Genomic DNA, 23,540 nt, shown 5'->3' with positions numbered 1-23,540 from the left:
GCATAATTATTCGCAATAGACTATTACTAATCTATTCTGAATAATCAGAAAAATTATGGTGGAGCTAAGCGGGATCGAACCGCTGACCTCCTGCGTGCAAGGCAGGCGCTCTCCCAGCTGAGCTATAGCCCCATAAAGGTATTTTCGGTATCAATGAATCTCTTTATAAGATTTTCTTATTCGGAGGTCTTTTTTCTTAGGCAAGGCGTGGATTAGCGAAGTTTACTTTTGGGTAAACGAGCTGAGCCATAACGCAGCATAAGAGAAAAGTGGTAGGCCTGAGTGGACTTGAACCACCGACCTCACCCTTATCAGGGGTGCGCTCTAACCACCTGAGCTACAAGCCTATCGATACCGCTACTCTATTTCATCAGACAATCTGTGTGAGCACTTCACAAAAACACTTCAATGGTAAGGAGGTGATCCAACCGCAGGTTCCCCTACGGTTACCTTGTTACGACTTCACCCCAGTCATGAATCACAAAGTGGTAAGCGCCCTCCCGAAGGTTAAGCTACCTACTTCTTTTGCAACCCACTCCCATGGTGTGACGGGCGGTGTGTACAAGGCCCGGGAACGTATTCACCGTAGCATTCTGATCTACGATTACTAGCGATTCCGACTTCATGGAGTCGAGTTGCAGACTCCAATCCGGACTACGACGTACTTTATGAGTTCCGCTTGCTCTCGCGAGGTCGCTTCTCTTTGTATACGCCATTGTAGCACGTGTGTAGCCCTACTCGTAAGGGCCATGATGACTTGACGTCATCCCCCACCTTCCTCCGGTTTATCACCGGCAGTCTCCTTTGAGTTCCCGACCGAGTCGCTGGCAACAAAGGATAAGGGTTGCGCTCGTTGCGGGACTTAACCCAACATTTCACAACACGAGCTGACGACAGCCATGCAGCACCTGTCTCAGAGTTCCCGAAGGCACTAAAGCATCTCTGCTAAATTCTCTGGATGTCAAGAGTAGGTAAGGTTCTTCGCGTTGCATCGAATTAAACCACATGCTCCACCGCTTGTGCGGGCCCCCGTCAATTCATTTGAGTTTTAACCTTGCGGCCGTACTCCCCAGGCGGTCGATTTAACGCGTTAGCTCCGAAAGCCACTCCTCTAGGGAACAACCTTCAAATCGACATCGTTTACAGCGTGGACTACCAGGGTATCTAATCCTGTTTGCTCCCCACGCTTTCGCACCTGAGCGTCAGTCTTTGTCCAGGGGGCCGCCTTCGCCACCGGTATTCCTCCACATCTCTACGCATTTCACCGCTACACATGGAATTCTACCCCCCTCTACAAGACTCTAGCTGACCAGTCTTAGATGCCATTCCCAGGTTAAGCCCGGGGATTTCACATCTAACTTAATCAACCGCCTGCGTGCGCTTTACGCCCAGTAATTCCGATTAACGCTTGCACCCTCCGTATTACCGCGGCTGCTGGCACGGAGTTAGCCGGTGCTTCTTCTGTCGGTAACGTCAATCGTTGATGATATTAGCATCAACGCCTTCCTCCCGACTGAAAGTACTTTACAACCCTAGGGCCTTCTTCATACACGCGGCATGGCTGCATCAGGCTTGCGCCCATTGTGCAATATTCCCCACTGCTGCCTCCCGTAGGAGTCTGGGCCGTGTCTCAGTCCCAGTGTGGCTGATCATCCTCTCAGACCAGCTAGGGATCGTCGCCTAGGTGAGCCATTACCTCACCTACTAGCTAATCCCATATGGGTTCATCCGATAGCGCAAGGACCGAAGTTCCCCTGCTTTGCTCCTTAGAGATTATGCGGTATTAGCTACCGTTTCCAGTAGTTATCCCCCTCTATCGGGCAGATCCCCATACATTACTCACCCGTCCGCCGCTCGTCAGCGAGAAGCAAGCTTCCCCTGTTACCGCTCGACTTGCATGTGTTAGGCCTGCCGCCAGCGTTCAATCTGAGCCATGATCAAACTCTTCAATTAAAAAGCTTGATGCTCAAAGAATGTTTACTGTCGTATGTCTTCTTGCGAAAACATATTACCTATTAGTTCATATATATGAATTAACGTGTTAGTCACTCTTCAAGACTTAAAATCAAATATTTTTTTGATAGTGTCCTGTGAGTGCCCACACAGATTGTCTGATAAATTGTTAAAGAGCGTTGCGACATTTCTTTTTTTTGAAATTCGACTCAATTTTTATTAACTTAGGTCGTTGTCGCGAGGTGTCGTATATTACGTTTTTTATTTAGAAAGTCAAGCGTTTATTTTCAACTTTTTTCTTTCTCACCTCTGTTATCACTGGGTTATGAAGTTTTCTTCTAACCGGTTTGTCGTGACAACGGATGCGCATTATAGGGAGTCGAAAAATTCTCGCAAGTGTTTTTTTGAGTTTTTATCTTGTTCGTGTTTTTTTTAGCCAAAAACATATTTATAAGTTAAATTAGGTCTATATGTTGACTATTTAAGCAACAATCACACATCTACTCACGTAATATATGCATCTAAGAATTATGCTTTGAGATGAATTATGGAATTAAGTAAGCAACAAACAGCCTCACAAAAAAATCGCTCTTATATTATTGCAGAAAATCTTGGCCAGTTGATTTTAACCAGCGCCTATTTACCTGATTCCATTTTACCCAGCGAATTAGAATTATCAGAACAATTCCAAGCGAGTCGAACAGCAATAAGAGAAGCAATAAAAATATTAGCGGCAAAAGGAATGGTATTAGCACGCCCCAAAATAGGTACCCGTGTTATGCCTCCCTCAAATTGGAATTTTTTAGACCAAGATCTCTTAACATGGTGGTCCAATAGTGAAGAGCAATCGGTCGTGATGGAACACTTTAAAATGGTTCGACTCGCAATAGAACCTCAAGCTTGTTATCTTGCGGCTATACATGCGACAAAAGAACAAAAACAATCATTACAATTATTAGCAAGTGAAATGCAGTTACTCGCCAAAGAATTTGACAGAGCGCATTGGGTGAAAGTTGATTATCATTTCCATTTAACTATTTACAAAGCTTGTGCCAATCCTTTCTTAATTTCTTTTGCTAATTTATTCCGTTCTATTTATCTGCGTTACTTTGATGTCATTACTAATAATGAGGTTATAGAGGTCGAAATTCATCAACAACTTGCCAATGCAATTATTCATGGTAAAAGTACAGTAGCACTCGACCTTTGCTATAACTTACTAACGATTACCCAAAAGCAAGACTAACAAAACAATATTCCATTAAAGCTTTCATTTATTTGTATAGGTAACTGATGTTCAAAACAGCGAAAAATATGTCTGGCCTTCCATGGATTGCGGCAATGGCCTTTTTCATGCAAGCGCTTGATGCCACAATTTTGAATACGGCTTTACCTGATATTGCAAGAAGCCTCGATCACTCGCCGCTTGCGATGCAATCAGCCGTAGTCAGTTATACGCTTACTGTTGCTCTATTGATTCCTGTTAGCGGCTGGTTTGCAGATAGATTTGGTACAAGACGTATATTTATTTTAGCGGTTTCTTTATTTTCTCTTGGTTCATTACTTTGTGCCCTTTCGCCTTCCTTAAATTTCTTAGTGACCTCTAGGGTTATTCAAGGAATTGGTGGGGCAATGATGATGCCAGTCGCCCGCTTAGCCTTAATAAGGGCTTACCCTCGAAGTGAGTTATTACCTATCTTAAATTTCGTCACCATCCCTGGTTTAGTAGGGCCAATATTGGGGCCTCTATTAGGTGGTATCTTAGTAACCTATGCAACTTGGCATTGGATATTTATTATTAATATTCCTATTGGTGTTTTAGGTATTTTTTATGCCTTAAAACATATGCCTGACTTTAAAATGCCAAAACGTAAATTTGATACTTTAGGGTTCTTATTGTTTGGTTCCGGCTTAGTCATGCTATCTGTCAGCTTAGACTTATTCAGTGATAAATCTCTTTCAACATCGATTCCAGTCACTATTGTCTTAGTCGGCTTTCTCCTCTTATTTGTTTATATTTTCCATGCAAGACGCACTAAGCACGCAATAATCCCATTGAATTTATTTAAAACGCGTACATTTTCTATTGGGATCAGCGGTAATATCGCGACACGCTTAGGAACAGGCAGTATTCCATTTTTAATGCCATTAATGTTGCAGGTGGGTTTTGGTTACGAAGCCGTTGTGGCAGGAATGATGATGGCACCACTAGCAATAGGGTCAATCACTGCTAAATCGGGAGTTACTCGGGTCCTAACTAAGTATGGCTACCGTAATACATTATTTGTTATCACCATTATTATTGGATTAATGATCGCACAGTTTTCCTTACAATCACCAAGTATGTCGATTTACCTGTTAATCGTACCTTTATTCATTTTAGGAATGGTGATGTCAGTGCAGTTCACCGCAATGAATACTATTTGCTTGGCTGATTTAACAGACAATAATGCGAGTGCGGGAAATAGTATGTTAGCGGTGACTCAGCAACTATCGATAAGCTTCGGTATTGCAGTCAGTGCTGCAATCTTAAACTTCTATGGTGGACAACCTAATAGCAATACGGTCGATAATTTTCACTACACTTTTATTACCGTTGGTGTCATTACGCTTATCTCAGCTTTTGTCTTCTTATTATTAAGTAAGACAGATGGTGATAATTTAATAAAAAACAAAACCAAAAAAGCGAAGAATTAATATTTTTTAACCGATTGGCGCTCAATTAGCTCAGGGGTAAGAACCAAAACGCTCGCCTTTGCTTCTGGGTTATCCATACGATAAATAAGTTGGTCAACAGCCTGTTGGCCTAACTTATCTTTTGGCTGATGAATTGTTGTTAGTGGTGGGATCATATAAGGTGAAAGATCGATATCATCATAACCAATAATTGAAATATCATCAGGTACTTTCAAGCCCTTTTGGTATATCGCTTGATAAGCTCCCACCGCCATCGCATCATTACCGGCAAAAATAGCCTCGGGAGGGACAGGTAAGCTAAGCAGTTTATTCATAGACTCAAACCCACCAGCAAATTCAAAATCACTGAAAATGATATAATCATCATAAATATTAATGCCGCCATCTGTCATGGCTTGAATAAAACCTTGATGGCGTGCCCTTGCTGGTGATTTGTCTTGTGGTCCTGCAATACATGCAATACGGGTAAAGCCAGATTCAATAAGGTAACGAGTGGCTATTTCCCCCCCCAGAAAAGAGTTATCTTGAATGATATCGCCATCTGATTCGAATGGTGACCAGTCCATCATAACCGTTGGCACAGCAGGGTAACGAGCCAAAACATTTTTTGATGGCCCTTGAACTTCTGTGCACATAATCAATAGCCCATCAACACGCTTTTGTAGCAACGTTTCTAAACTATGATTCATCCGCTGAAGGTCACCTTCAGTGTTGCACAAAATCAAACTATAACCGCGTTCGTAGCAACTCCGCTCTACCCCCCGCACTACTTCTGCGTAGAATGGGTTATTACTTGTTGTCAGTAACATCCCAATCGTATTAGTACGATTCATTTTTAAACTACGCGCTAACGCAGAAGGGGCATAGTTTAACTCTTCAATCGCATTTTTAACGCGAGTGGTAATGCTCTCGCTGACATAGCGATTTTGATTAATAACGTGAGAGACGGTGGATGTCGACACCCCCGCAAGGCGTGCCACATCTTTCATTGTTGCCACAAGTTAATCCTGTTGAGTCAAAAACTGGTCAATTTCTTTACGCCATGGAACAGACGGTTGAGCTCCTGGGCGAGTCACAGCTATCGCCGCCGCCGCATGAGCAAAAATAATCGCTTCTTCGTCAGCCTTACCTTCAAGCAGTGCAGTAACGTAAGCCCCATTGAATGTATCACCTGCGGCAATAGTATCCACTGCTTTTACGCGAAATGCAGAAATTATTTTACCTTCTGCACCTTTTTCACTATACCAAACACCTCGAGAACCAAGTGTTATCATCACTTTACTAATACCTTTTTGATGTAAGGCTTCAGCTGCATCCTGAGCACCTTGATTATCATTAACCGCAATACCTGTTAAGTGTTCAGCTTCTGTTTCATTTGGTGTGATGATATCAACTAATGATAATAATGAATCAGGTAATGATTGAGCAGGTGCAGGGTTCAAAATGACTTTCGTATTGTTTTTCTTAGCTATTTCAGCGGCCATTTGTACTGTTTCAATGGGAGATTCCAGTTGCATCAATACCGCATCCGCTTCCACAATTTTTTGCTGATAATGAGCTAACCTTGCCTTGGTTAGTTGCGCATTTGCACCTGCATTGATGCCAATTGTATTTTCCCCTTGTTGATTCACATAAATGAGGGCGACACCTGTCGTTTCACCTTCAATTGCATCAATACATTCAGTTTTAATATTATCGAGAGATAACTGTTTTTTTATACTCACACCAATATCGTCATCACCAACACAAGCAATAAACGTTATGTCAGCACCACTGCGACCTGCTGCAACAGCTTGGTTGGCGCCTTTCCCGCCAAATGCAACTTGGTAATGATCGCCTCTAACGGTTTCACCCGGCTGAGGGAAATGCTTAACATTTAATATATGATCCGCATTGATACTACCGAGAACCACCAGTTTTGCTGTACCCATAACGTTTATTTCCTTTTTTGATGACCCAATGAATTGCAAACTAAAATAAACCGCCGCAGTATGCCGCGGCGGTTTTTATCTTATTGTTTTACCACTAATTCTAATTCAACCGGAACCGTTGAATCCACTTTTTCGCCTTTTAAGACTTTATCTGCAATCTGAACACCAACAATCCCAATTTGGTCTGGACGCTGTGCAATAGTTGCACCTAATTTTCCACCTTCAACAGCTTTGATACCATCATTTGTTCCATCAAAACCGACAACCAGAACATCAGTACGGCCTGCGGTTTGTAAAGCTCTTAATGCCCCTAATGCCATTTCATCATTTTGAGCAAATACCGCTTGAACAGCGGGATGTGCCGTTAACAAGTTTTGCATTACGTTCAAGCCTTTTGTTCTATCGAAATCAGCAGGTTGGCTCGCCAGTAAATTGAATTTGTGCTCTTTTGCTCCAGTACTAAAACCTTCACCGCGCTCACGCGCTGCTGATGTACCTGAAATACCTTCTAATTGAATCACTTTCGCTTCATTGCCTGTTTTTTGTGCAATATAGTCGGCAGCCATTTTCCCGCCCATGCGGTTATCTGATGCCACATGGCTGACAACTTCACCTTTGTTAGCTGCTCTATCCAAAGTGATGACAGGTATATTTGCTTTATTAGCCATTAATATTGAGTTACCCACCGCATCTGAATCCGTTGGGTTAATTAACATTAATTTTGTACCACGAACGGTTAAATCTTGAACGTTGGCTAATTCTTTAGCTGGATTATCTTGGGAATCTAAAACAATCAGCTCATAACCCAATTTATCCGCTTCTTTTTGTGCGCTATCTTTCATCGTCACAAAGAACGGGTTATTCAATGTAGAAATTACGAGTGCAATGCTATCTTTCGCCATCGCATTGACACTAACGGTTGCACTCAGTGCAACTGCAGATAATAACGTTGCTAGTTTGTTCAGTTTCATAATAATTTTCCTGTAGGGTTACTTTTTATTATCAACAAGTACAGCGAGTAAGATGACGACAGCTTTAACAATCATCTGGTAGTTTGACGAAATACCTAATAAGTTTAATCCATTGTTTAAGAAACCAAGGATAAGCGCACCAATCAATGTTCCGACGATACGCCCCTTACCACCAGCAAGGCTGGTACCACCAAGTACAACCGCAGCGATAGCATCAAGTTCATACCCATTACCTGCCATTGGCTGAGCTGATGATAAACGTGCAACTTCAATGACACTCGCCAATGCCGCTAGCAGTCCACATAAGGCATAAACCACTATTTTAATGCGGTCGACATTAATACCAGAAAGACGGGTAGCCGCTTCATTCCCACCAAGTGCGTAGATGTAACGACCAAGGCGAGTATGGTGCAACATATACCATGCCGCAGCAAAAACGATGATCATTAACCAGACTGGGGTAGGAATACCAAATGGGCGGCCAATACCAAACCAACCAAATAAGTCTGCGTTATCACTAAATCCTGTATTGATAGGGCTGCCGTCTGTGTAAACTCGTGTCACACCACGCAGTAGTAGCATCATGACTAAAGTCGCAATGAAAGCTTGGACTTTTCCTTTTGCAACAATCACTCCTGTACATGCACCGATAGCAGCACCAAGTGCTAGTGCTCCCGCAACAGCCACTAATGCGTTAACTTCCGCTCCAACCATTGAGGCCGCAACCGCTCCCGTTAAGGCCAATAAGGACCCAACAGAAAGGTCGATTCCTGACGTTAAGATAACTAATGTCATCCCAACCGCCATAATGGCGTTGACGGAGGTTTGTTGTAATATATTGAATAGGTTATTAACCGTAAAAAAATTCGGGCTTAATGTTGATACGATTGCAATCAAAACTAATAGTGCGATTAATGATTTTTGCTCCATCAGCCATGCTTTGCTGAACCAGCGTTTTGATGATGCGGTAGTTGAACTCATACTGATAACTCCTGAACTGAGCCATAATTTTTACCCACTGCGGCAGCCATTAAGGCTTCCTGAGTCGCGTCTTTGGCTGAAAATTCGCCGCTGATATGACCTTCGTGCATCACCAAAATGCGGTCACTCATTCCTATTACTTCAGGCATTTCTGAAGAAACTAAAATGATACTCAGCCCTTCTTTTTTAAACTGGTTAATTAGTTGATAGATTTCTTTTTTAGCACCAACGTCTACACCACGAGTTGGCTCATCGAGGATCAGTACTTTTGGTCTTGTCATCAAACCGCGCGCAATGGCCACTTTTTGCTGGTTTCCACCAGAAAGATTACCAATTATTTGGTCCATAGACGGGGTTTTAATATTGAATAATCGTATGAAATCGCTAACGGTTTGCTGCTCTTCACCATGCTTGAGGCTTCCCCCCGCACGACTGAAATAACGTAATGCCGTCAATGACATATTTTCTTTCACTGACATGCCTAATACTAATCCATCACGTTTACGGTCTTCTGAAATATAAACAATGCCACTGTTTAAGCCATCTTGTGGTGTTTTCAGTGTTACGGGTTTGCCTTCCAGTTTTATCGTGCCTGATTTTTTTGTCGCCGCGCCGTAGATGATTTTCATCAACTCTGTACGCCCCGCGCCCATCAAACCAGATACACCTAAAATTTCCCCACTCTTCAGGGTGAAATTGGCATTTGTTACACCTGGTCCAGATACATCTTCAAGCTGCAGCCTAATTTTTCCAGTTTCTACCTCAACCCTTGGATATTGGTCTTCAAGTTTACGACCAACCATCATTTCAATGAGTTTTTCTTCTTCTAATTCACTCACGGGTTTCTCACCAATAAACTGGCCATCGCGAAACACCGTTACATCGTCGCAAATTTCAAAAATTTCTTTTAAACGATGAGAAATATAAACAATGCCACAGCCTTGAGCTTTTAAGTCTTCGATAACTCTAAATAAGGATTCTGTTTCCGTGTCCGTTAGCGCATCAGTGGGTTCATCCATGATAATCACTTGTGATTGGAAGCTAAGGACTTTGGCGATTTCCACCATTTGTTGTTCGCCAATAGAAAGCTCTGCAATAGTTTGATGGCTATCATAATCAAGGTTAAGCCGTTTAAGCAGTTTGTCAGACTCACTGAACATTTTTTTCCAGTTAATTTTGCCAAATGCATTAACATACTCTCGGCCTAGAAAAATATTTTCAGCGATGGTTAATTCAGGGATCAGGTTGAGTTCTTGGTGGATAATCCCAATACCCGCCTCTTGGGAACTTTTGGGCCCATTGAACGCCACCTCTTTGCCTAAATAGCGGATTTGCCCGGCATCTTTTTTATAAATACCTGTCAGCACTTTCATCATGGTTGATTTGCCAGCCCCATTTTCCCCCACCAGCGCCATGACTTTCCCTGGATAGACATTCAATGTCGCACCACTGAGGGCTTTTACCCCTGGAAATGATTTATCAATCCCGATAAGTTCTAATAAAGGTTGCATAGTCACCTCAGAAAGTCACACCAGAACAAAGAATAACGTTAGCGAACGGTGAACATTCCCCTGTTCGGATCACCGCTTTACTGTCATGAGTCAGTTGTTTAAAACGTTCATGACTGCAATAAATAATTTCAATCGTATTGTTTTGAGTGACTTCTAACTGTTGTAAGTGAGCCAAAATAGCAGCTTCCATTTGTGGGTTAATGGTGCTGATTTCCTCTGCTAGAATGACTTTTTCAACTTGCATCTCTTGGGTGATGACACTTAAAACTGACATGAAATCTGGTAAGCCTTGCGTAATGGCTAAATCAATACGTTCCGTTCCTTGATAAATGGGTAAACCTGCATCAGCAAGCGTTATTTGGTCTGTATGACCTAATCTTGCGATTACAGAGGTAACGTTGGCATTAAGTAAAACACCCTTTTTCATTTTTCACCGCCATTCCAGTAAGCGAAACGTTTCGCTCATGTAATAATAGTAAAGATAAGTCACAACTCAATATTGATGATTAATATTTGTGATCAATATCGAAACGTTTCGTTCGTGTTGAGAAAGTTTAAAAAAAATAACTTATTGAATCACTTATAGCTGAATCGTTTTTTCTGATTTCTTGGGGCATATCAAAGAAAAATGGAAAAATAGGTCGCAGTATGTAATAAAAGAAATTGATAGTTTTAATATCAACGCTTCTATAATAAAAGGAATGAATATGCAGCTTGCTGAACGAATAGCCCAATTAAGCAATTACCTTGAAAGCGGTTTATATGAACGCCAGCAAGCTATTCGTTTGTGCTTATTAGCCACATTAAGCGGTGAAAGCGTATTTCTATTAGGCCCTCCAGGTATTGCCAAAAGCTTAATTGCACGAAGAATGAAATATGCTTTTCGTCACGCAAACGCTTTTGAATACTTAATGACGCGATTTTCAACACCGGAAGAAATCTTTGGTCCTCTTTCAATACAGGCGCTAAAAGATGAAGGACGATATGAACGTTTAACCAAAGGTTATTTACCAGACGCTGAAGTCGTATTTCTTGATGAAATATGGAAAGCGGGCCCAGCCATTTTAAATACCTTATTAACGGCGGTTAATGAGCGCAAGTTCCGTAATGGTGATGAAGAAAAATCCATCCCTATGCGATTATTAGTAACTGCATCAAATGAATTACCCGATGCAGATAATAGCCTCGAGGCGCTATTTGACAGAATGCTAGTACGTATTTGGCTGGATAAAGTGCAAGAGAAACAAAATTTTCGCGCACTGTTAACAGGAAAATCATCGCTGAATGAATCTCAAATGCCAGAGCATTTAAAAATCAGTGATGAAGAGTACCAACAGTGGCAACAAGAAATTCCTAAAATTACGCTACCCGATCACTGTTTTGAACTTATTTACCAATTACGCCAGCAGTTAGATGCTACAGATAAACAACTTTATGTTTCCGATAGGCGCTGGAAAAAAGCAGTTTACCTATTACAAGCAAGTGCTTTCTTTAATGGTCGCAACAGCGTATCTCCTCTAGATCTTGTGTTATTAAAGGATTGTCTGTGGCATGACATGCAATCGATGAATACTTTACCGCAACTATTGCAGTCATTATTACAAGAAGATGGCTGGCAACAGAGAAAGTTAACTCGCGAAATAGAGCAAATTTATCAGCAATGGATGTCATCGACCCAAGACCAAAACAACCAAGATGCATTTAAAGTCAATAAAAACAATGCGATGTTTGCTCGTAAAGCGTCTTACGTATTGCCCGAAAATATCAGTGACGGTCGAATTACCCTGTTTTTACATCGTCCACTTCAACTGCATAATATGAAAGTTACCTTTGTAACAACTGATAAAAAGTCACTAATAACCTTCTTAAATAAAGGAACGACACTGTCCGCTCATCTAAATGGGATTGGTTTTGCGCAAGACATTGCTGCTGAGGTAAATAATTTAAACCAGATACAGTTATTAGATGTAAGTCATCAATCATCTACTTTATATATTCAAGATAAAACCTCGTCACTTGCGCCAAATACAAATAACCAAGAGTGGCTAGACAAGCTAGATAAAATTCAAGGTGAGATTCAAGCCGCACGCTATCAGTTTGAAAAACAGCAGCCCAACTTATTTATTGAACCACACTGGCTTGCGGATATTGAACAAAGTTTTATAAAGCTCACTGAAAAGCTAAACCAATTACGTAACCAAATCACGGGTAAAGTGGCCGAATAGCGATGATGAGTTTAGCCACATTAGAAATGCTGCTTTCGGTTAATGAAGGCCAATTAATTGAAGAGATAATTATATCTTTGCTAGCAACTCCTCAATTGGCGGTATTTTTTGAAAAACATCCTCGATTAAAAAAAGCTTTACTCAAAGATTTATCGGGTTGGAAAAAGGATCTCAAACAGCGTATGCAAGATGCGCTTGTTCCCGCACAACTTTCAGAAGAATTTGAACTTTATCGTCAGTCCCTTGGGATTTCGACAGATGCCTTTTTTATCCGATTACCTAATGTCATCGCAAAACTTCACCAACTGGATTCCCCTTTTTACCGTGAGGCATATCAGCTACAGAGTGGGAAAATAGAAAACCGCAGTGCAAGGCAATCACTGTTTGTTCAAAGATGGCGTATTAGCTTAATTTTACAAGTTACAACACTACATAAAGAGCTACTAGAACAGGAAAAAGAACAATTATTGGCAGAATTACAACGCCGACTGGCTCTAAGTGGTAATTTAGAAGATATTCTTGGCGAAAATGATCGTGCTGCTGGCCGGCTGTGGGATTTAACCAAAGGTGTGAACATGACTTCCGCTTATAATGACCAATTATTAAGCCGATACAGTGAATTTTTACGTCAGCAGCCTGAATTAGAAAAAATAGCCCAATTATTAGGCCGTAGCCAATCCGCTCAATCCATTCCTGATGATAGTGTTTTTCTTGAACCAATGACTATCATGGAAAAAGTGCCAGAAACGGTTCCTGAGCAAGTTAATGGCTTAAATCAGAGTGATGATATTTTACGGTTATTACCTGCAGAACTCGCTATGTTAGGCCTTGAAGATATTGAATTTGAGTTCTATCGAAAATTACTCGAAAAACAGCTTCTAACTTATCGGTTACAAGGAGATAGCTGGCAAGAAAGAAAAGTTCTGCGCTCTATTACCCACCACCATAATGAAGAACAGCCAAGAGGACCATTTGTTGTATGTATTGATACATCGGGTTCGATGGGCGGTTTAAATGAACGCTGCGCCAAAGCATTTTGCCTCGCGCTAATGAAAATTGCGCTGGCGGATAACCGCTCATGCCATGTGATGTTATTTTCCACAGAAATTGTGCATTACGATTTACTTTCTATTGATGGCTTAGAGCAATGTATTCGTTTTTTACATCAAACATTTAAAGGTGGGACTGACCTTGCGGCTTGTTTGCAAGAAACCGCAATAAAATTGGAATCAAAACAGTGGATTGATGCAGATGCCGTGGTGATTTCTGATTTTGTTGCTCAGCGTTTACCGGATGAGTTAATTCAGAAAATAAAGATTATGCAGAAGAAAGGTAAATACCGCTTCCATGCGGTATCTGTATCAAATTATGGGAAACCCAGTATCATGAAGATCTTTGACCATATTTGGCGTTTTGATACTGGGTTAAAAAGCAGGCTGTTACGCCGCTTTAGCCGCTAATTACAGCATACCTTCAACGGATTCTTGCATTTCAGCACCCCATACACCACATTGCACTTGGCCAATGTGTTGGCGTTGAAGAAGTAGCATAACTAAGCGAGACTGGCCAATACCACCACCGATAGTTTGTGGCATTTCACCTTTCACTAACGCTTGGTGCCACTCTAATTCCATACGTTTTTCATCGCCAGTTAAACTTAATTGACGAGTTAAACACTCAGGACTTACGCGAATTCCCATTGAAGAAAGCTCAAATGCGTCCTGTAAAACAGGGTTCCACACAATGATGTCGCCGTTCAAACCACAAAAACCGTCTTCATTTTTTGTTGTCCAGTCATCGTAGTCTGGCGCACGAACATCATGTGATTCACCGCTAGATAGCTTACCACCGATACCAATTAAGAATACTGCACCTAATTCTTTTGCGATTGCGCGTTCACGCCCTTTCGCATCTAAATCAGGGTAGCGCTGTAACAACTCTTCACTGTGAATAAAGTGGATTTGGTCAGGCAGGAACGGTGCCAACCCAAATTCTTTACTTACGGCAGCTTCTGTTTCTTTTATTGCCTTATAGATTTTACCCACTGTCTGCTTCAGATAAGGAAGTGTACGTTCCTCATCTGCCATCACTTTTTCCCAATCCCACTGATCAACATAAACGGAGTGGATTGGGGTTAAGCGATCTTCGTCCGGACGCAACGCTTTCATATGAGTGTATAAACCTTGGCCTTTACTAAAACCGAAACGCCCTAAGGTTTTACGTTTCCATTTAGCCAAAGAATGAACCACTTCAAAGGTTGCACCTGGAATTGATTTCACTTTCACTTGAACGGCTTTTTCGCTGCCAGATAAGTTGTCTTGAGTACCATCACCTAAGCGGCTTAGGATTGGCCCTTGAACTTCAATTAACCCTAATTCTTTTTCAAGTAAACGTGAGAAATATGATTTCACAAAACTAATTTGTTGCTGATGTTCGATAAATGACTTGTCCATAATTTATTCCCATAATTTGTTAGCTGTATTAGCTGATGTATAGATTAAGCAACAAAATGAGGTATAAATTCAATATCCATCATTAAAAAAAGCCTTTACTGTTTATTTTGAATAAAAAAATAGGTATAAAAATGAATAATCGTTAAAATAGAGGTGAAATAATGCCGGAAAATTATCAAATCGATAATCTCGATCGTGACATACTTCACGAATTAATGGGAAATGCACGTACACCGTATGCTGAATTAGCCAAAAAATTCGCTGTTAGTCCCGGGACAATTCATGTCCGTGTCGAAAAAATGAAACAAGCAGGAATTATTAAAGGCACACGTATTGATATAAACCCAAAACAATTAGGGTTCGATGTTTGCTGCTTTATTGGCATTATTTTAAAAAGTGCAAAAGATTACCCAACCGCACTAAAAAAATTAGATGCCTTAGAAGAAGTTGTCGAGGTGTACTATACAACAGGGCAATACAGCATTTTTATTAAAGTAATGTGCCGTTCTATCGATTCTTTACAAGACGTACTTATCAACAAAATTCAGACCATTGATGAGATACAATCCACAGAAACACTGATCTCCTTACAAAACCCGATCTTACGAACAATCAATCCGTAGAAAAAAAATGATATAACCACATTATCCACAGGTAGATCCCAGCTCATTCACAGCGTACAATAGCGCCCTATTATTGTGAAAGAGAATCACCATGACAAAAGTAACCTTAATAAGTGGCAGTACAATGGGCAGTGCGGAGTATGTTGCCGAGCACATGGCTGAGATTTTAGAAGAACTCGGTCATGAAACCGAAATTCAACATGGCCCGGAGCTTGATGACTTAACACTTGAAGGCATATGGCTGGTGGTGAGCTCAACACATGGTGCAGGTGATCTCCCTGAAAATATTCAACCTCTTTTTGATTCAATAGAAGAAAGTGCTCCTGATCTAAGCCAAGTTCAATTTGGCTCGGTAGGGATCGGTAGCTCTGAATATGACACTTTTTGTGGTGCGATCCATAAAATAGATGACTTGTTAACCAAGCAAGGGGCTAAAAGGATCGGTGAATGTTTGGAAATTGATGTCCAACAACACGAAATACCCGAAGATCCCGCAGGGGAATGGGTTAAAATTTGGGCAAACGGACTCTAATTTGATTAAAATAACAGCAATCAACTGTGGATAACTCAGGGAAGATCCCGGTATTAACCCGTAGTTATCCAGAGTATAAGTTTTAGGCTCCCCATGCCCTGTGTATAAGTACCCTTTTTGATCCCAGCTTATACGCAAATGGATCACGGATCATTCACAGTATATGACCCTTTACACTTTTATGATCTTTAAAGTGAAAATCCACTTATCCACAGAAACGAGTGATCCTAATAAAAGATCTAATAAAGAGATCTTTAAATAAAAAGATCTTTATATTATATAGGGGAGAAACCTAAAGCTTGGTCTCTTCCTCAAACTTGAGTAGAATTCTCTCCTCAAATGCACAATCCGCATTTTCTAACGTTTAAGGTCCACACATGTTTTATCCAGAGCAATTTGACGTCATCGTAATTGGTGGTGGTCATGCCGGTACTGAAGCAGCAATGGCAGCTGCACGTATGGGGCGTCAAACCCTATTACTGACTCACAATATTGATACATTGGGCCAGATGTCTTGCAACCCAGCCATCGGTGGGATCGGTAAGGGGCATCTGGTTAGAGAAATTGATGCCCTTGGTGGTCTAATGGCCACAGCAACAGACAAAGCAGGTATTCAATTTAGAACATTAAATGCCAGCAAAGGGCCTGCAGTTCGTGCAACCCGAGCACAAGCTGACCGTGTTCTTTATCGCCAAGCTGTCAGAATGGCTTTAGAAAATCAGCCTAATTTGATGATTTTCCAACAACCTGTAGAAGACTTAATTGTTGAAAACAATCGAGTTACAGGGGCTATTACTCGCATGGGCTTAAAATTTAAAGCCAAAGCGGTAGTCTTAACCGTTGGTACTTTCCTTGATGGCAAAATTCATATAGGTTTAGAAAATTACAGTGGTGGTCGTGCAGGTGATCCCCCTTCAATTTCACTTTCTCAACGTTTGAGAGAATTGCCTTTACGTGTTAATCGTTTAAAAACAGGAACGCCACCACGTATTGATGCAAGAACTATTGATTTCAGTCAGTTAGCTCAACAGCTAGGTGACGACCCAATGCCGGTATTTTCATTTTTAGGTTCACAAGATCAACATCCACAGCAGATGCCTTGTCATATCACCTATACCAATGAAAAAACCCATGAAGTGATCAGAAATAACTTGGATCGTAGCCCTATGTATGCAGGGGTTATTGAAGGGATCGGCCCACGTTATTGCCCTTCGATCGAAGATAAAGTTATGCGTTTTGCCGATAAAGACTCACATCAGATCTTCTTAGAGCCAGAAGGCTTAACAAGCAATGAAATTTACCCTAACGGGATATCCACCAGCTTACCATTTGATGTTCAAATGCAAATTGTTCATTCCATGAAAGGAATGGAAAATGCAAGGATCATTCGTCCTGGTTATGCTATTGAATATGATTTCTTTGACCCTAGAGATCTAAAACAAACGCTTGAAAGTAAATTTATTGATGGCTTATTTTTTGCTGGCCAAATTAACGGTACAACAGGTTATGAAGAAGCAGGGGCCCAAGGACTACTAGCCGGCCTTAATGCTGCACAACATGCCTTTGGTTTAGAAGGTTGGTTCCCTCGTCGTGACCAAGCTTATATTGGTGTTCTCGTTGACGACCTTTGTACTTTAGGGACAAAAGAACCTTACCGTATGTTTACCTCACGTGCTGAATACCGTTTGATGCTTCGTGAAGACAATGCAGATTTACGTCTGACAGAAAAAGGCCGAGAGTTAGGTTTAGTTGATGATGTTCGCTGGGCGCATTTTAATAACAAAGTCGAATTGATTGAAAAAGAGCGTCAGCGCTTAAAAGATATCTGGGTTCATCCTAAATCGGATAACCACACAGAAATAGATGGAATTTTAATCGTTCCATTATCTAAAGAAGCAAATGGGGAAGATTTACTCCGTCGCCCAGAAATGACTTATAAAATGTTAACTTCACTCAACCTTTTTGCACCGGGTATTGATGATCCTCAAGCTGCGGATCAAGTGGAAATCCAAGTTAAATACGAAGGGTATATTGCTCGTCAAAAAGAAGAAATTGAAAGACAACTGCGTAATGAAAATACCTTGTTGCCTGTTGACCTTGATTACAAACAAGTCAAAGGGTTGTCTAACGAAGTGATGGCGAAACTAAACGATCATAAACCAACATCTATTGGTCAAGCATCACGAATTTCAGGGATCACGCCTGCTGCAATCTCTATTTTACTTGTTTGGCTGAAAAAACAAGGCATGCTACGCCGGAGCGCTTAACGTGGATTTATTATCGAAACTTAATCAATTGCTAGTAAAAACCGATATCGACTTAACGGAAAAGCAAAAACAGCAGTTAGTTGATTATGTTGGGTTATTAGCGAAATGGAATAAAGCCTATAACCTGACATCGGTACGTGACCCACAGCAGATGTTAATCCGCCATATCATGGATAGCATAGTGGTGAACGATCAACTCAACGGAACAAAATTTATTGATGTAGGAACCGGTCCTGGTTTGCCTGGTGTTCCTTTAGCAATTGTTCGACCTGATTCCCATTTTGTTTTACTGGACAGCTTAGGGAAGCGCATACGCTTTCTAAAACAGGTTCAACATGAGTTAGGGCTAACTAATATTGAGCCTGTTCAATCACGTGTTGAAGAATATCCAGTTGAAGATGGTTTTGATGGTGTGATTAGCCGCGCATTTGCTTCGCTGAATGATATGTTGAGTTGGTGCCATCATTTACCTTCATCTGAAGGGCGCTTTTATGCACTTAAAGGTGTCATTCGTGATGATGAAATGGTGCTACCAGAAGGTTTTGTGATTGAATCTATTACAGAGCTTGAAGTACCTGAACTTGATGAGCAGCGCCATTTAGTTAAAGTTTCTATAAAATAAAGTTGCTTTCTGTCAAAATATTTTGTCTTTTAGAGCGATAGTCGGTGTGTTAAAAAGCACCGGCTATTTTTATTTTTAGCTAAAGAATAAATACTTATATTTCACGTGTTATTTACATGGAAATAACGAATAAGTTTCAAAAATAAAGTGTTGATAGAAAAAATGCTGGCTAATTGGCAATTTTTACTTAATCGATTTAGCTAGGTAAATAGTTAACAGTGAAATATTTGATTTATCACGTTTAAATTTAACTTAAAAAACTAATTATTTAATTGTTTGATTTACAGATTAAATCTATTTTTTGTTGTCAGTAAAGTTGAAAGAATAAATAAAGAGGATAAAGTCAAATGTGATATTTATCACATTAATGTGAATATGTGCAGCAATTCATTAACTATTTATTAATTATTACAGCGACAATTCTGCGCCAACTCGAAAAAATTAAATATTTATTCACCTTTTCGCTACTTACTGATTGAATTCATTTCGCCTGCCCGTATAATTTGCACGTTTTTGTCTCTTGACACATTTACGCAAAGGCAGTTTTATACAACACTTAGCGTTTCTGAGGCTGAGAAGAGCTGGGAGTAAACAAAAAGTTATGTCTGTATCCCTTTATGACAACAAACACGCTGCAAAGCAGTTGTCTGTTCAGTTTATAACTTTAGTGATCCTCAGTGGGGCTTTCTGTGCAAATAGTATAGAATGGGGGGCCTCTGCTCTTGCTGGTGGGTTAGCATGCTGGTTACCAAATATCGTATTTATGCTGCTAGCACAATTTCAGAAAGCAAAAGGAGAGGATGAACCTGTCCGCATTGCCTGGTTCTTAGCATTAGGAGCAGGGCTAAAGGTTGTTACAACTATCGCTGTCTTAGTTGTTGCTTTCGGTGTGTTCAAAGCGTCATTAACACCACTGGGTTTGACCTATTTAGCGGTGCTAATTGTTCAGATTGTTGCACCAGCCGTTTTTAAACGGTAAGTATTTTTAAACTACAAAAGGGTAAGAGGCATCATGTCTGCATCAGGAGAAGTGATGACTACAGAGGATTACATAGGCCACCATCTGAAAAACCTTCAGTTGGACCTGAGTACCTTTAAGTTGGTCGATCCCCACGCTAGTCCAACATTTTGGACGTTGAACATTGACTCGCTTTTTTTCTCGGTAGTTCTCGGGGCTCTGTTCCTGTGGCTATTTAGAAGAGTTGCAGCCAATGCGACTAGTGGCGTACCCGGTAAGTTACAGACTGCAATAGAACTGATCATTGGTTTCGTTGATAACTCAGTCCGTGATATGTATCACGGCAAGAGCAAAGTTATTGCTCCTTTAGCATTAACGGTGTTCGTCTGGGTATTCTTAATGAACCTAATGGATTTACTCCCAATTGATTTCCTTCCGTATATTGCTGAGCATTATCTCGGGTTACCTGCATTACGTGCAGTACCAACCGCAGATGTTAGTGTCACATTATCGATGGCTATTGGTGTGTTTATCCTAATCCTCTTCTACAGCATCAAAATGAAAGGAATTGGCGGATTTACAAAAGAGCTCACAATGCAGCCTTTTAACCATCCTGTCTTCATTCCAGTCAACTTGATTCTTGAAGGGGTAAGCCTGCTGTCAAAACCTGTATCACTCGGTCTGCGACTGTTTGGTAACATGTATGCAGGTGAATTGATCTTTATTCTTATCGCGGCTCTGCTTCCGTGGTGGTCACAGTGGTTGTTAAGCCTACCTTGGGCTATCTTCCACATACTGATTATTACGCTACAAGCCTTTATTTTTATGGTTCTGACGGTTGTTTATCTGTCGATGGCATCTGAAGAACACTAATTTAATTTTATCAATAATTGTATTAACTGAAACAAACTGGAGACTGTCATGGAAAACCTGAGTATGGATCTGCTGTACATGGCTGCCGCTGTGATGATGGGCTTAGCGGCGATCGGTGCTGCGATCGGTATCGGCATCCTAGGTGGTAAATTTTTAGAAGGTGCTGCTCGTCAGCCAGATTTAATTCCTCTGCTGCGTACACAGTTCTTTATCGTAATGGGTCTGGTCGATGCTATTCCGATGATTGCTGTTGGTCTGGGCTTGTATGTAATGTTCGCTGTTGCCTAATTAACGTTACGGAACACTGTAAGAACATTAATTCACTAATGAATATGAGGTATTGTCTGTGAATCTAAATGCAACAATCCTCGGCCAGGCTATCGCGTTTGTCCTGTTTGTTTGGTTCTGTATGAAGTATGTATGGCCACCGATTATGGCGGCCATTGAAAAACGTCAAAAAGAAATTGCTGACGGTTTATCTTCCGCAGAACGTGCTAAAAAGAACCTGGAACTGGCGCAAACCGACGCAACCGACCGACTGAAAAAAGCGAAAGCTGAAGCACAAGTCATCATTGAACAAGCGAATAAACAGCGCGTTCAAATGATTGATGAAGCAAAAGCAGAAGCGGAAGCAGAACGTGCAAAAATCGTCGCGCAAGCGCAAGCTGAAATTGATGCTGAGCGCAAACGTGCACGTGAAGAGTTACGTAAACAGGTTGCGATGCTTGCTATCGCAGGTGCCGAGAAGATCATCGAACGTTCCGTGGATGAAGCTGCTAACAGCGACATCGTTGATAAACTAGTCGCTGAACTGTAAGGAGGGAGGGGCATGTCTGAAATTGCTACTGTAGCTCGCCCCTACGCCAAAGCAGCTTTTGACTTTGCTGTGGAAAACCAAGCTGTTGCTAAATGGCAGGAAATGCTAGCCTTCACCGCTGAGGTGACGCGCAATGAACAGGTTGGAGAGCTGCTTTCTGGTTCTATTGCACCAGAAACATTAGCTAAAACGTTTATCTCTGTTTGTGGAGATGAAATTGACGAGCATGTTCAGAATCTGATTCGTGTTATGGCGGATAACGGGCGTTTAACGACGCTACCAGAAGTGTTAACGCAATTTATCCAATTGCGTGATTCTCTGGAATCAACTATTGAAGTTGATGTAATTTCTGCCAACGAACTGAGTGAACAGCAGTCAGCTAAAATTTCTGCAGCGATGGAAAAACGTCTGTCACGCAAAGTTAAGCTGAATTGCAAAATTGATAAGTCTGTTATTGCTGGAGTGATCATTCGTGCTGGAGACCTCGTTATTGACGGGAGTATCCGCGGTCGCTTAGAGCGTTTAACTGACGTCTTGCAGTCTTAAGGGGACTGGAGCATATGCAACTGAATTCCACCGAAATCAGCGAACTGATCAAACAGCGTATTGCTCAGTTCGATGTTGTGAGTGAAGCTCACAATGAAGGTACGATTGTATCCGTTAATGACGGTATTATTCGTATTCACGGTTTAGCCGAAGTCATGCAGGGTGAAATGATCGCGCTGCCTGGCAACCGTTACGCTATCGCACTGAACTTAGAGCGTGACTCTGTTGGTGCGGTCGTCATGGGTCCTTATGCCGACTTGGCAGAAGGCATGAAAGTTAAATGTACTGGTCGTATTCTTGAAGTTCCAGTAGGCCGTGGCCTGCTAGGACGTGTTGTGAATACACTGGGTCAACCAATTGATGGTAAAGGTCCTGTTGATAACGATGGCTTCTCTCCTGTAGAAGTTATTGCTCCAGGTGTTATCGACCGTCAATCTGTTGATCAACCAGTTCAAACTGGTTATAAATCAGTCGATGCCATGATTCCAATCGGTCGTGGTCAGCGTGAGCTTGTTATCGGTGACCGTCAAACAGGTAAAACTGCTTTGGCAATCGATGCAATCATCAACCAACGCGACTCAGGCATCAAATGTGTGTACGTAGCTATCGGCCAGAAAGCGTCTACCGTTTCTAACGTAGTTCGTAAACTGGAAGAGCACGGCGCACTGCAAAATACTATCGTTGTTGTTGCTACAGCATCTGAATCAGCTGCTCTGCAATACTTAGCACCATATGCTGGTTGCGCGATGGGTGAATATTTCCGTGACCGCGGTGAAGATGCACTTATTGTATACGATGACCTGTCTAAACAGGCTGTTGCGTACCGTCAAATCTCACTGTTGCTGCGTCGTCCACCAGGACGTGAAGCTTACCCAGGTGACGTTTTCTATCTGCACTCACGTTTACTTGAGCGTGCTGCTCGCGTTAACGCTGAATACGTAGAAAACTTTACTAAAGGTGAAGTTAAAGGCAAAACAGGTTCATTGACAGCTCTGCCTATCATTGAAACCCAAGCTGGTGACGTTTCTGCATTCGTACCAACAAACGTAATTTCGATTACAGATGGTCAGATCTTCCTGGAATCTAACCTGTTTAACTCTGGTATTCGTCCAGCGGTTAACCCAGGTATTTCAGTATCTCGTGTTGGTGGTGCTGCTCAGACTAAAATTATCAAGAAACTGTCTGGTGGTATCCGTACCGCACTTGCTCAGTATCGTGAACTGGCAGCGTTTGCTCAGTTTGCTTCCGACCTCGATGACGCGACTCGTAAACAGTTAAGTCATGGTCAGAAAGTAACTGAACTGCTGAAACAGAAACAGTACGCACCTATGTCAGTAGCAGAGCAGGCACTGTCTCTGTTCGCGGCAGAACGTGGGTTCTTGGATGATGTTGAGTTAGCGAAAATTGGTGCGTTTGAAGCTGCTTTAGTTTCTTTTGCACAGCGCGAGCATGCTGACCTTATGAACGAAATTGGCCCGGCTGGTAGCTATAACGATGATATCGAAGGCAAGTTGAAAAAACTGCTCGAATCATTTAAAGCAACTCAGTCCTGGTAATACTATTCGGCCCAGTTCTTAGGG

General features: G+C 41.5%; 21 protein-coding genes, 2 tRNA genes and 1 rRNA gene. 14 read left to right on the top strand and 10 right to left on the bottom strand.

The window, feature by feature from the left end:
- Nucleotides 1-56 precede the first annotated feature (56 nt).
- The 3 genes from P3L44_RS00295 to P3L44_RS00285 form a co-directional block, all read right to left on the bottom strand.
- Nucleotides 57-132: transfer RNA gene (locus P3L44_RS00295), tRNA-Ala, on the bottom strand.
- Nucleotides 133-270: 138 nt separating this feature from the next.
- A tRNA-Ile gene (locus P3L44_RS00290) sits at nt 271-347 on the bottom strand.
- A gap of 65 nt (nt 348-412) precedes the next feature.
- Nucleotides 413-1,953: ribosomal RNA gene (locus P3L44_RS00285) — 16S ribosomal RNA — on the bottom strand.
- A gap of 547 nt (nt 1,954-2,500) precedes the next feature.
- Here P3L44_RS00285 and P3L44_RS00280 point away from each other — a divergent pair.
- The gene (locus P3L44_RS00280) at nt 2,501-3,199 is read left to right on the top strand and encodes a FadR/GntR family transcriptional regulator (protein WP_004906351.1); all 699 of its coding nucleotides are present in this window, start codon (nt 2,501-2,503) and stop codon (nt 3,197-3,199) included.
- 47 nt (nt 3,200-3,246) lie between these two features.
- Nucleotides 3,247-4,650 (top strand): multidrug transporter subunit MdtD, encoded by a 1,404-nt coding sequence (gene mdtD / locus P3L44_RS00275; RefSeq protein WP_272662513.1) that lies wholly within the window; start codon nt 3,247-3,249, stop codon nt 4,648-4,650.
- On the opposite strand, the gene rbsR is transcribed toward mdtD, so the two are convergent.
- From rbsR to rbsD, 6 genes are all read right to left on the bottom strand, one after another.
- Nucleotides 4,647-5,648, bottom strand: a complete 1,002-nt coding sequence (gene rbsR / locus P3L44_RS00270; protein ID WP_164564183.1) for a ribose operon transcriptional repressor RbsR — start codon at nt 5,646-5,648, stop codon at nt 4,647-4,649. The two genes, mdtD and rbsR, sit on opposite strands and share 4 nt — an antisense overlap.
- Nucleotides 5,649-5,651: 3 nt before the next feature.
- Entirely contained in the window at nt 5,652-6,581 is a 930-nt protein-coding gene (rbsK, locus tag P3L44_RS00265) for a ribokinase (RefSeq protein ID WP_004906346.1), read from the bottom strand.
- An 80-nt stretch (nt 6,582-6,661) separates the two neighbouring features.
- On the bottom strand, nt 6,662-7,552 hold the full coding sequence (rbsB, locus tag P3L44_RS00260) for a ribose ABC transporter substrate-binding protein RbsB (protein WP_004906343.1): 891 nt from the start codon (nt 7,550-7,552) through the stop codon (nt 6,662-6,664).
- A gap of 18 nt (nt 7,553-7,570) precedes the next feature.
- Nucleotides 7,571-8,533, bottom strand: a complete 963-nt coding sequence (gene rbsC, locus P3L44_RS00255; protein WP_004906340.1) for a ribose ABC transporter permease — start codon at nt 8,531-8,533, stop codon at nt 7,571-7,573.
- Nucleotides 8,530-10,044 (bottom strand): ribose ABC transporter ATP-binding protein RbsA, encoded by a 1,515-nt coding sequence (rbsA, locus tag P3L44_RS00250; RefSeq protein WP_096863684.1) that lies wholly within the window; start codon nt 10,042-10,044, stop codon nt 8,530-8,532. The genes rbsC and rbsA overlap by 4 nt, the downstream gene beginning before the upstream one ends.
- Nucleotides 10,045-10,051: 7 nt before the next feature.
- Complete coding sequence (gene rbsD, locus P3L44_RS00245) at nt 10,052-10,471, bottom strand: D-ribose pyranase (RefSeq protein ID WP_004906336.1); 420 nt, start codon at nt 10,469-10,471, stop codon at nt 10,052-10,054.
- 280 nt (nt 10,472-10,751) lie between these two features.
- Between rbsD and ravA the strand changes: the two genes are divergently transcribed.
- Entirely contained in the window at nt 10,752-12,269 is a 1,518-nt protein-coding gene (gene ravA, locus P3L44_RS00240) for an ATPase RavA (RefSeq protein ID WP_096863683.1), read from the top strand.
- A 2-nt stretch (nt 12,270-12,271) separates the two neighbouring features.
- Nucleotides 12,272-13,729, top strand: a complete 1,458-nt coding sequence (gene viaA, locus P3L44_RS00235; protein WP_272662511.1) for an ATPase RavA stimulator ViaA — start codon at nt 12,272-12,274, stop codon at nt 13,727-13,729.
- On the opposite strand, the gene asnA is transcribed toward viaA, so the two are convergent.
- A complete protein-coding gene (gene asnA / locus P3L44_RS00230) occupies nt 13,730-14,722 on the bottom strand; it encodes an aspartate--ammonia ligase (protein ID WP_004906329.1) in 993 nt (330 codons plus the stop codon).
- Between the two features lie 161 nt (nt 14,723-14,883).
- On the opposite strand from asnA, the gene asnC reads away from it, so the two are divergent.
- The 10 genes from asnC to atpA all read left to right on the top strand — a co-directional run bounded on the left by asnC (nt 14,884) and on the right by atpA (nt 23,516).
- Nucleotides 14,884-15,345, top strand: a complete 462-nt coding sequence (gene asnC, locus P3L44_RS00225) for a transcriptional regulator AsnC (protein ID WP_125893840.1) — start codon at nt 14,884-14,886, stop codon at nt 15,343-15,345.
- 91 nt (nt 15,346-15,436) lie between these two features.
- Nucleotides 15,437-15,877, top strand: a complete 441-nt coding sequence (gene mioC / locus P3L44_RS00220) for an FMN-binding protein MioC (protein WP_004906324.1) — start codon at nt 15,437-15,439, stop codon at nt 15,875-15,877.
- Between the two features lie 377 nt (nt 15,878-16,254).
- Nucleotides 16,255-18,144, top strand: coding sequence for a tRNA uridine-5-carboxymethylaminomethyl(34) synthesis enzyme MnmG (gene mnmG / locus P3L44_RS00215; protein WP_140172699.1), 1,890 nt, complete (start codon nt 16,255-16,257; stop codon nt 18,142-18,144).
- Nucleotide 18,145: 1 nt separating this feature from the next.
- A complete protein-coding gene (gene rsmG / locus P3L44_RS00210; protein ID WP_140172698.1) occupies nt 18,146-18,766 on the top strand; it encodes a 16S rRNA (guanine(527)-N(7))-methyltransferase RsmG in 621 nt (206 codons plus the stop codon).
- Between the two features lie 601 nt (nt 18,767-19,367).
- The gene (gene atpI, locus P3L44_RS00205; protein WP_004906317.1) at nt 19,368-19,745 is read left to right on the top strand and encodes a F0F1 ATP synthase subunit I; all 378 of its coding nucleotides are present in this window, start codon (nt 19,368-19,370) and stop codon (nt 19,743-19,745) included.
- A gap of 33 nt (nt 19,746-19,778) precedes the next feature.
- Nucleotides 19,779-20,597, top strand: coding sequence for a F0F1 ATP synthase subunit A (gene atpB / locus P3L44_RS00200; RefSeq protein ID WP_004906316.1), 819 nt, complete (start codon nt 19,779-19,781; stop codon nt 20,595-20,597).
- Between the two features lie 48 nt (nt 20,598-20,645).
- Entirely contained in the window at nt 20,646-20,885 is a 240-nt protein-coding gene (gene atpE, locus P3L44_RS00195; RefSeq protein WP_004093904.1) for a F0F1 ATP synthase subunit C, read from the top strand.
- A gap of 58 nt (nt 20,886-20,943) precedes the next feature.
- On the top strand, nt 20,944-21,414 hold the full coding sequence (gene atpF, locus P3L44_RS00190) for a F0F1 ATP synthase subunit B (protein ID WP_004906301.1): 471 nt from the start codon (nt 20,944-20,946) through the stop codon (nt 21,412-21,414).
- 12 nt (nt 21,415-21,426) lie between these two features.
- Nucleotides 21,427-21,960, top strand: a complete 534-nt coding sequence (gene atpH, locus P3L44_RS00185) for a F0F1 ATP synthase subunit delta (RefSeq protein WP_004906300.1) — start codon at nt 21,427-21,429, stop codon at nt 21,958-21,960.
- A gap of 14 nt (nt 21,961-21,974) precedes the next feature.
- The gene (atpA, locus tag P3L44_RS00180; protein ID WP_004906297.1) at nt 21,975-23,516 is read left to right on the top strand and encodes a F0F1 ATP synthase subunit alpha; all 1,542 of its coding nucleotides are present in this window, start codon (nt 21,975-21,977) and stop codon (nt 23,514-23,516) included.
- Nucleotides 23,517-23,540: the final 24 nt, after the last annotated feature.

The organism is Providencia sp. PROV175 (genome assembly GCF_032707045.1).
Lineage (GTDB): Bacteria > Pseudomonadota > Gammaproteobacteria > Enterobacterales > Enterobacteriaceae > Providencia > Providencia hangzhouensis.
The sequence above is the reverse complement of the archived record's forward strand: the minus strand, read 5'-3'. Positions and strand labels throughout refer to the sequence as shown.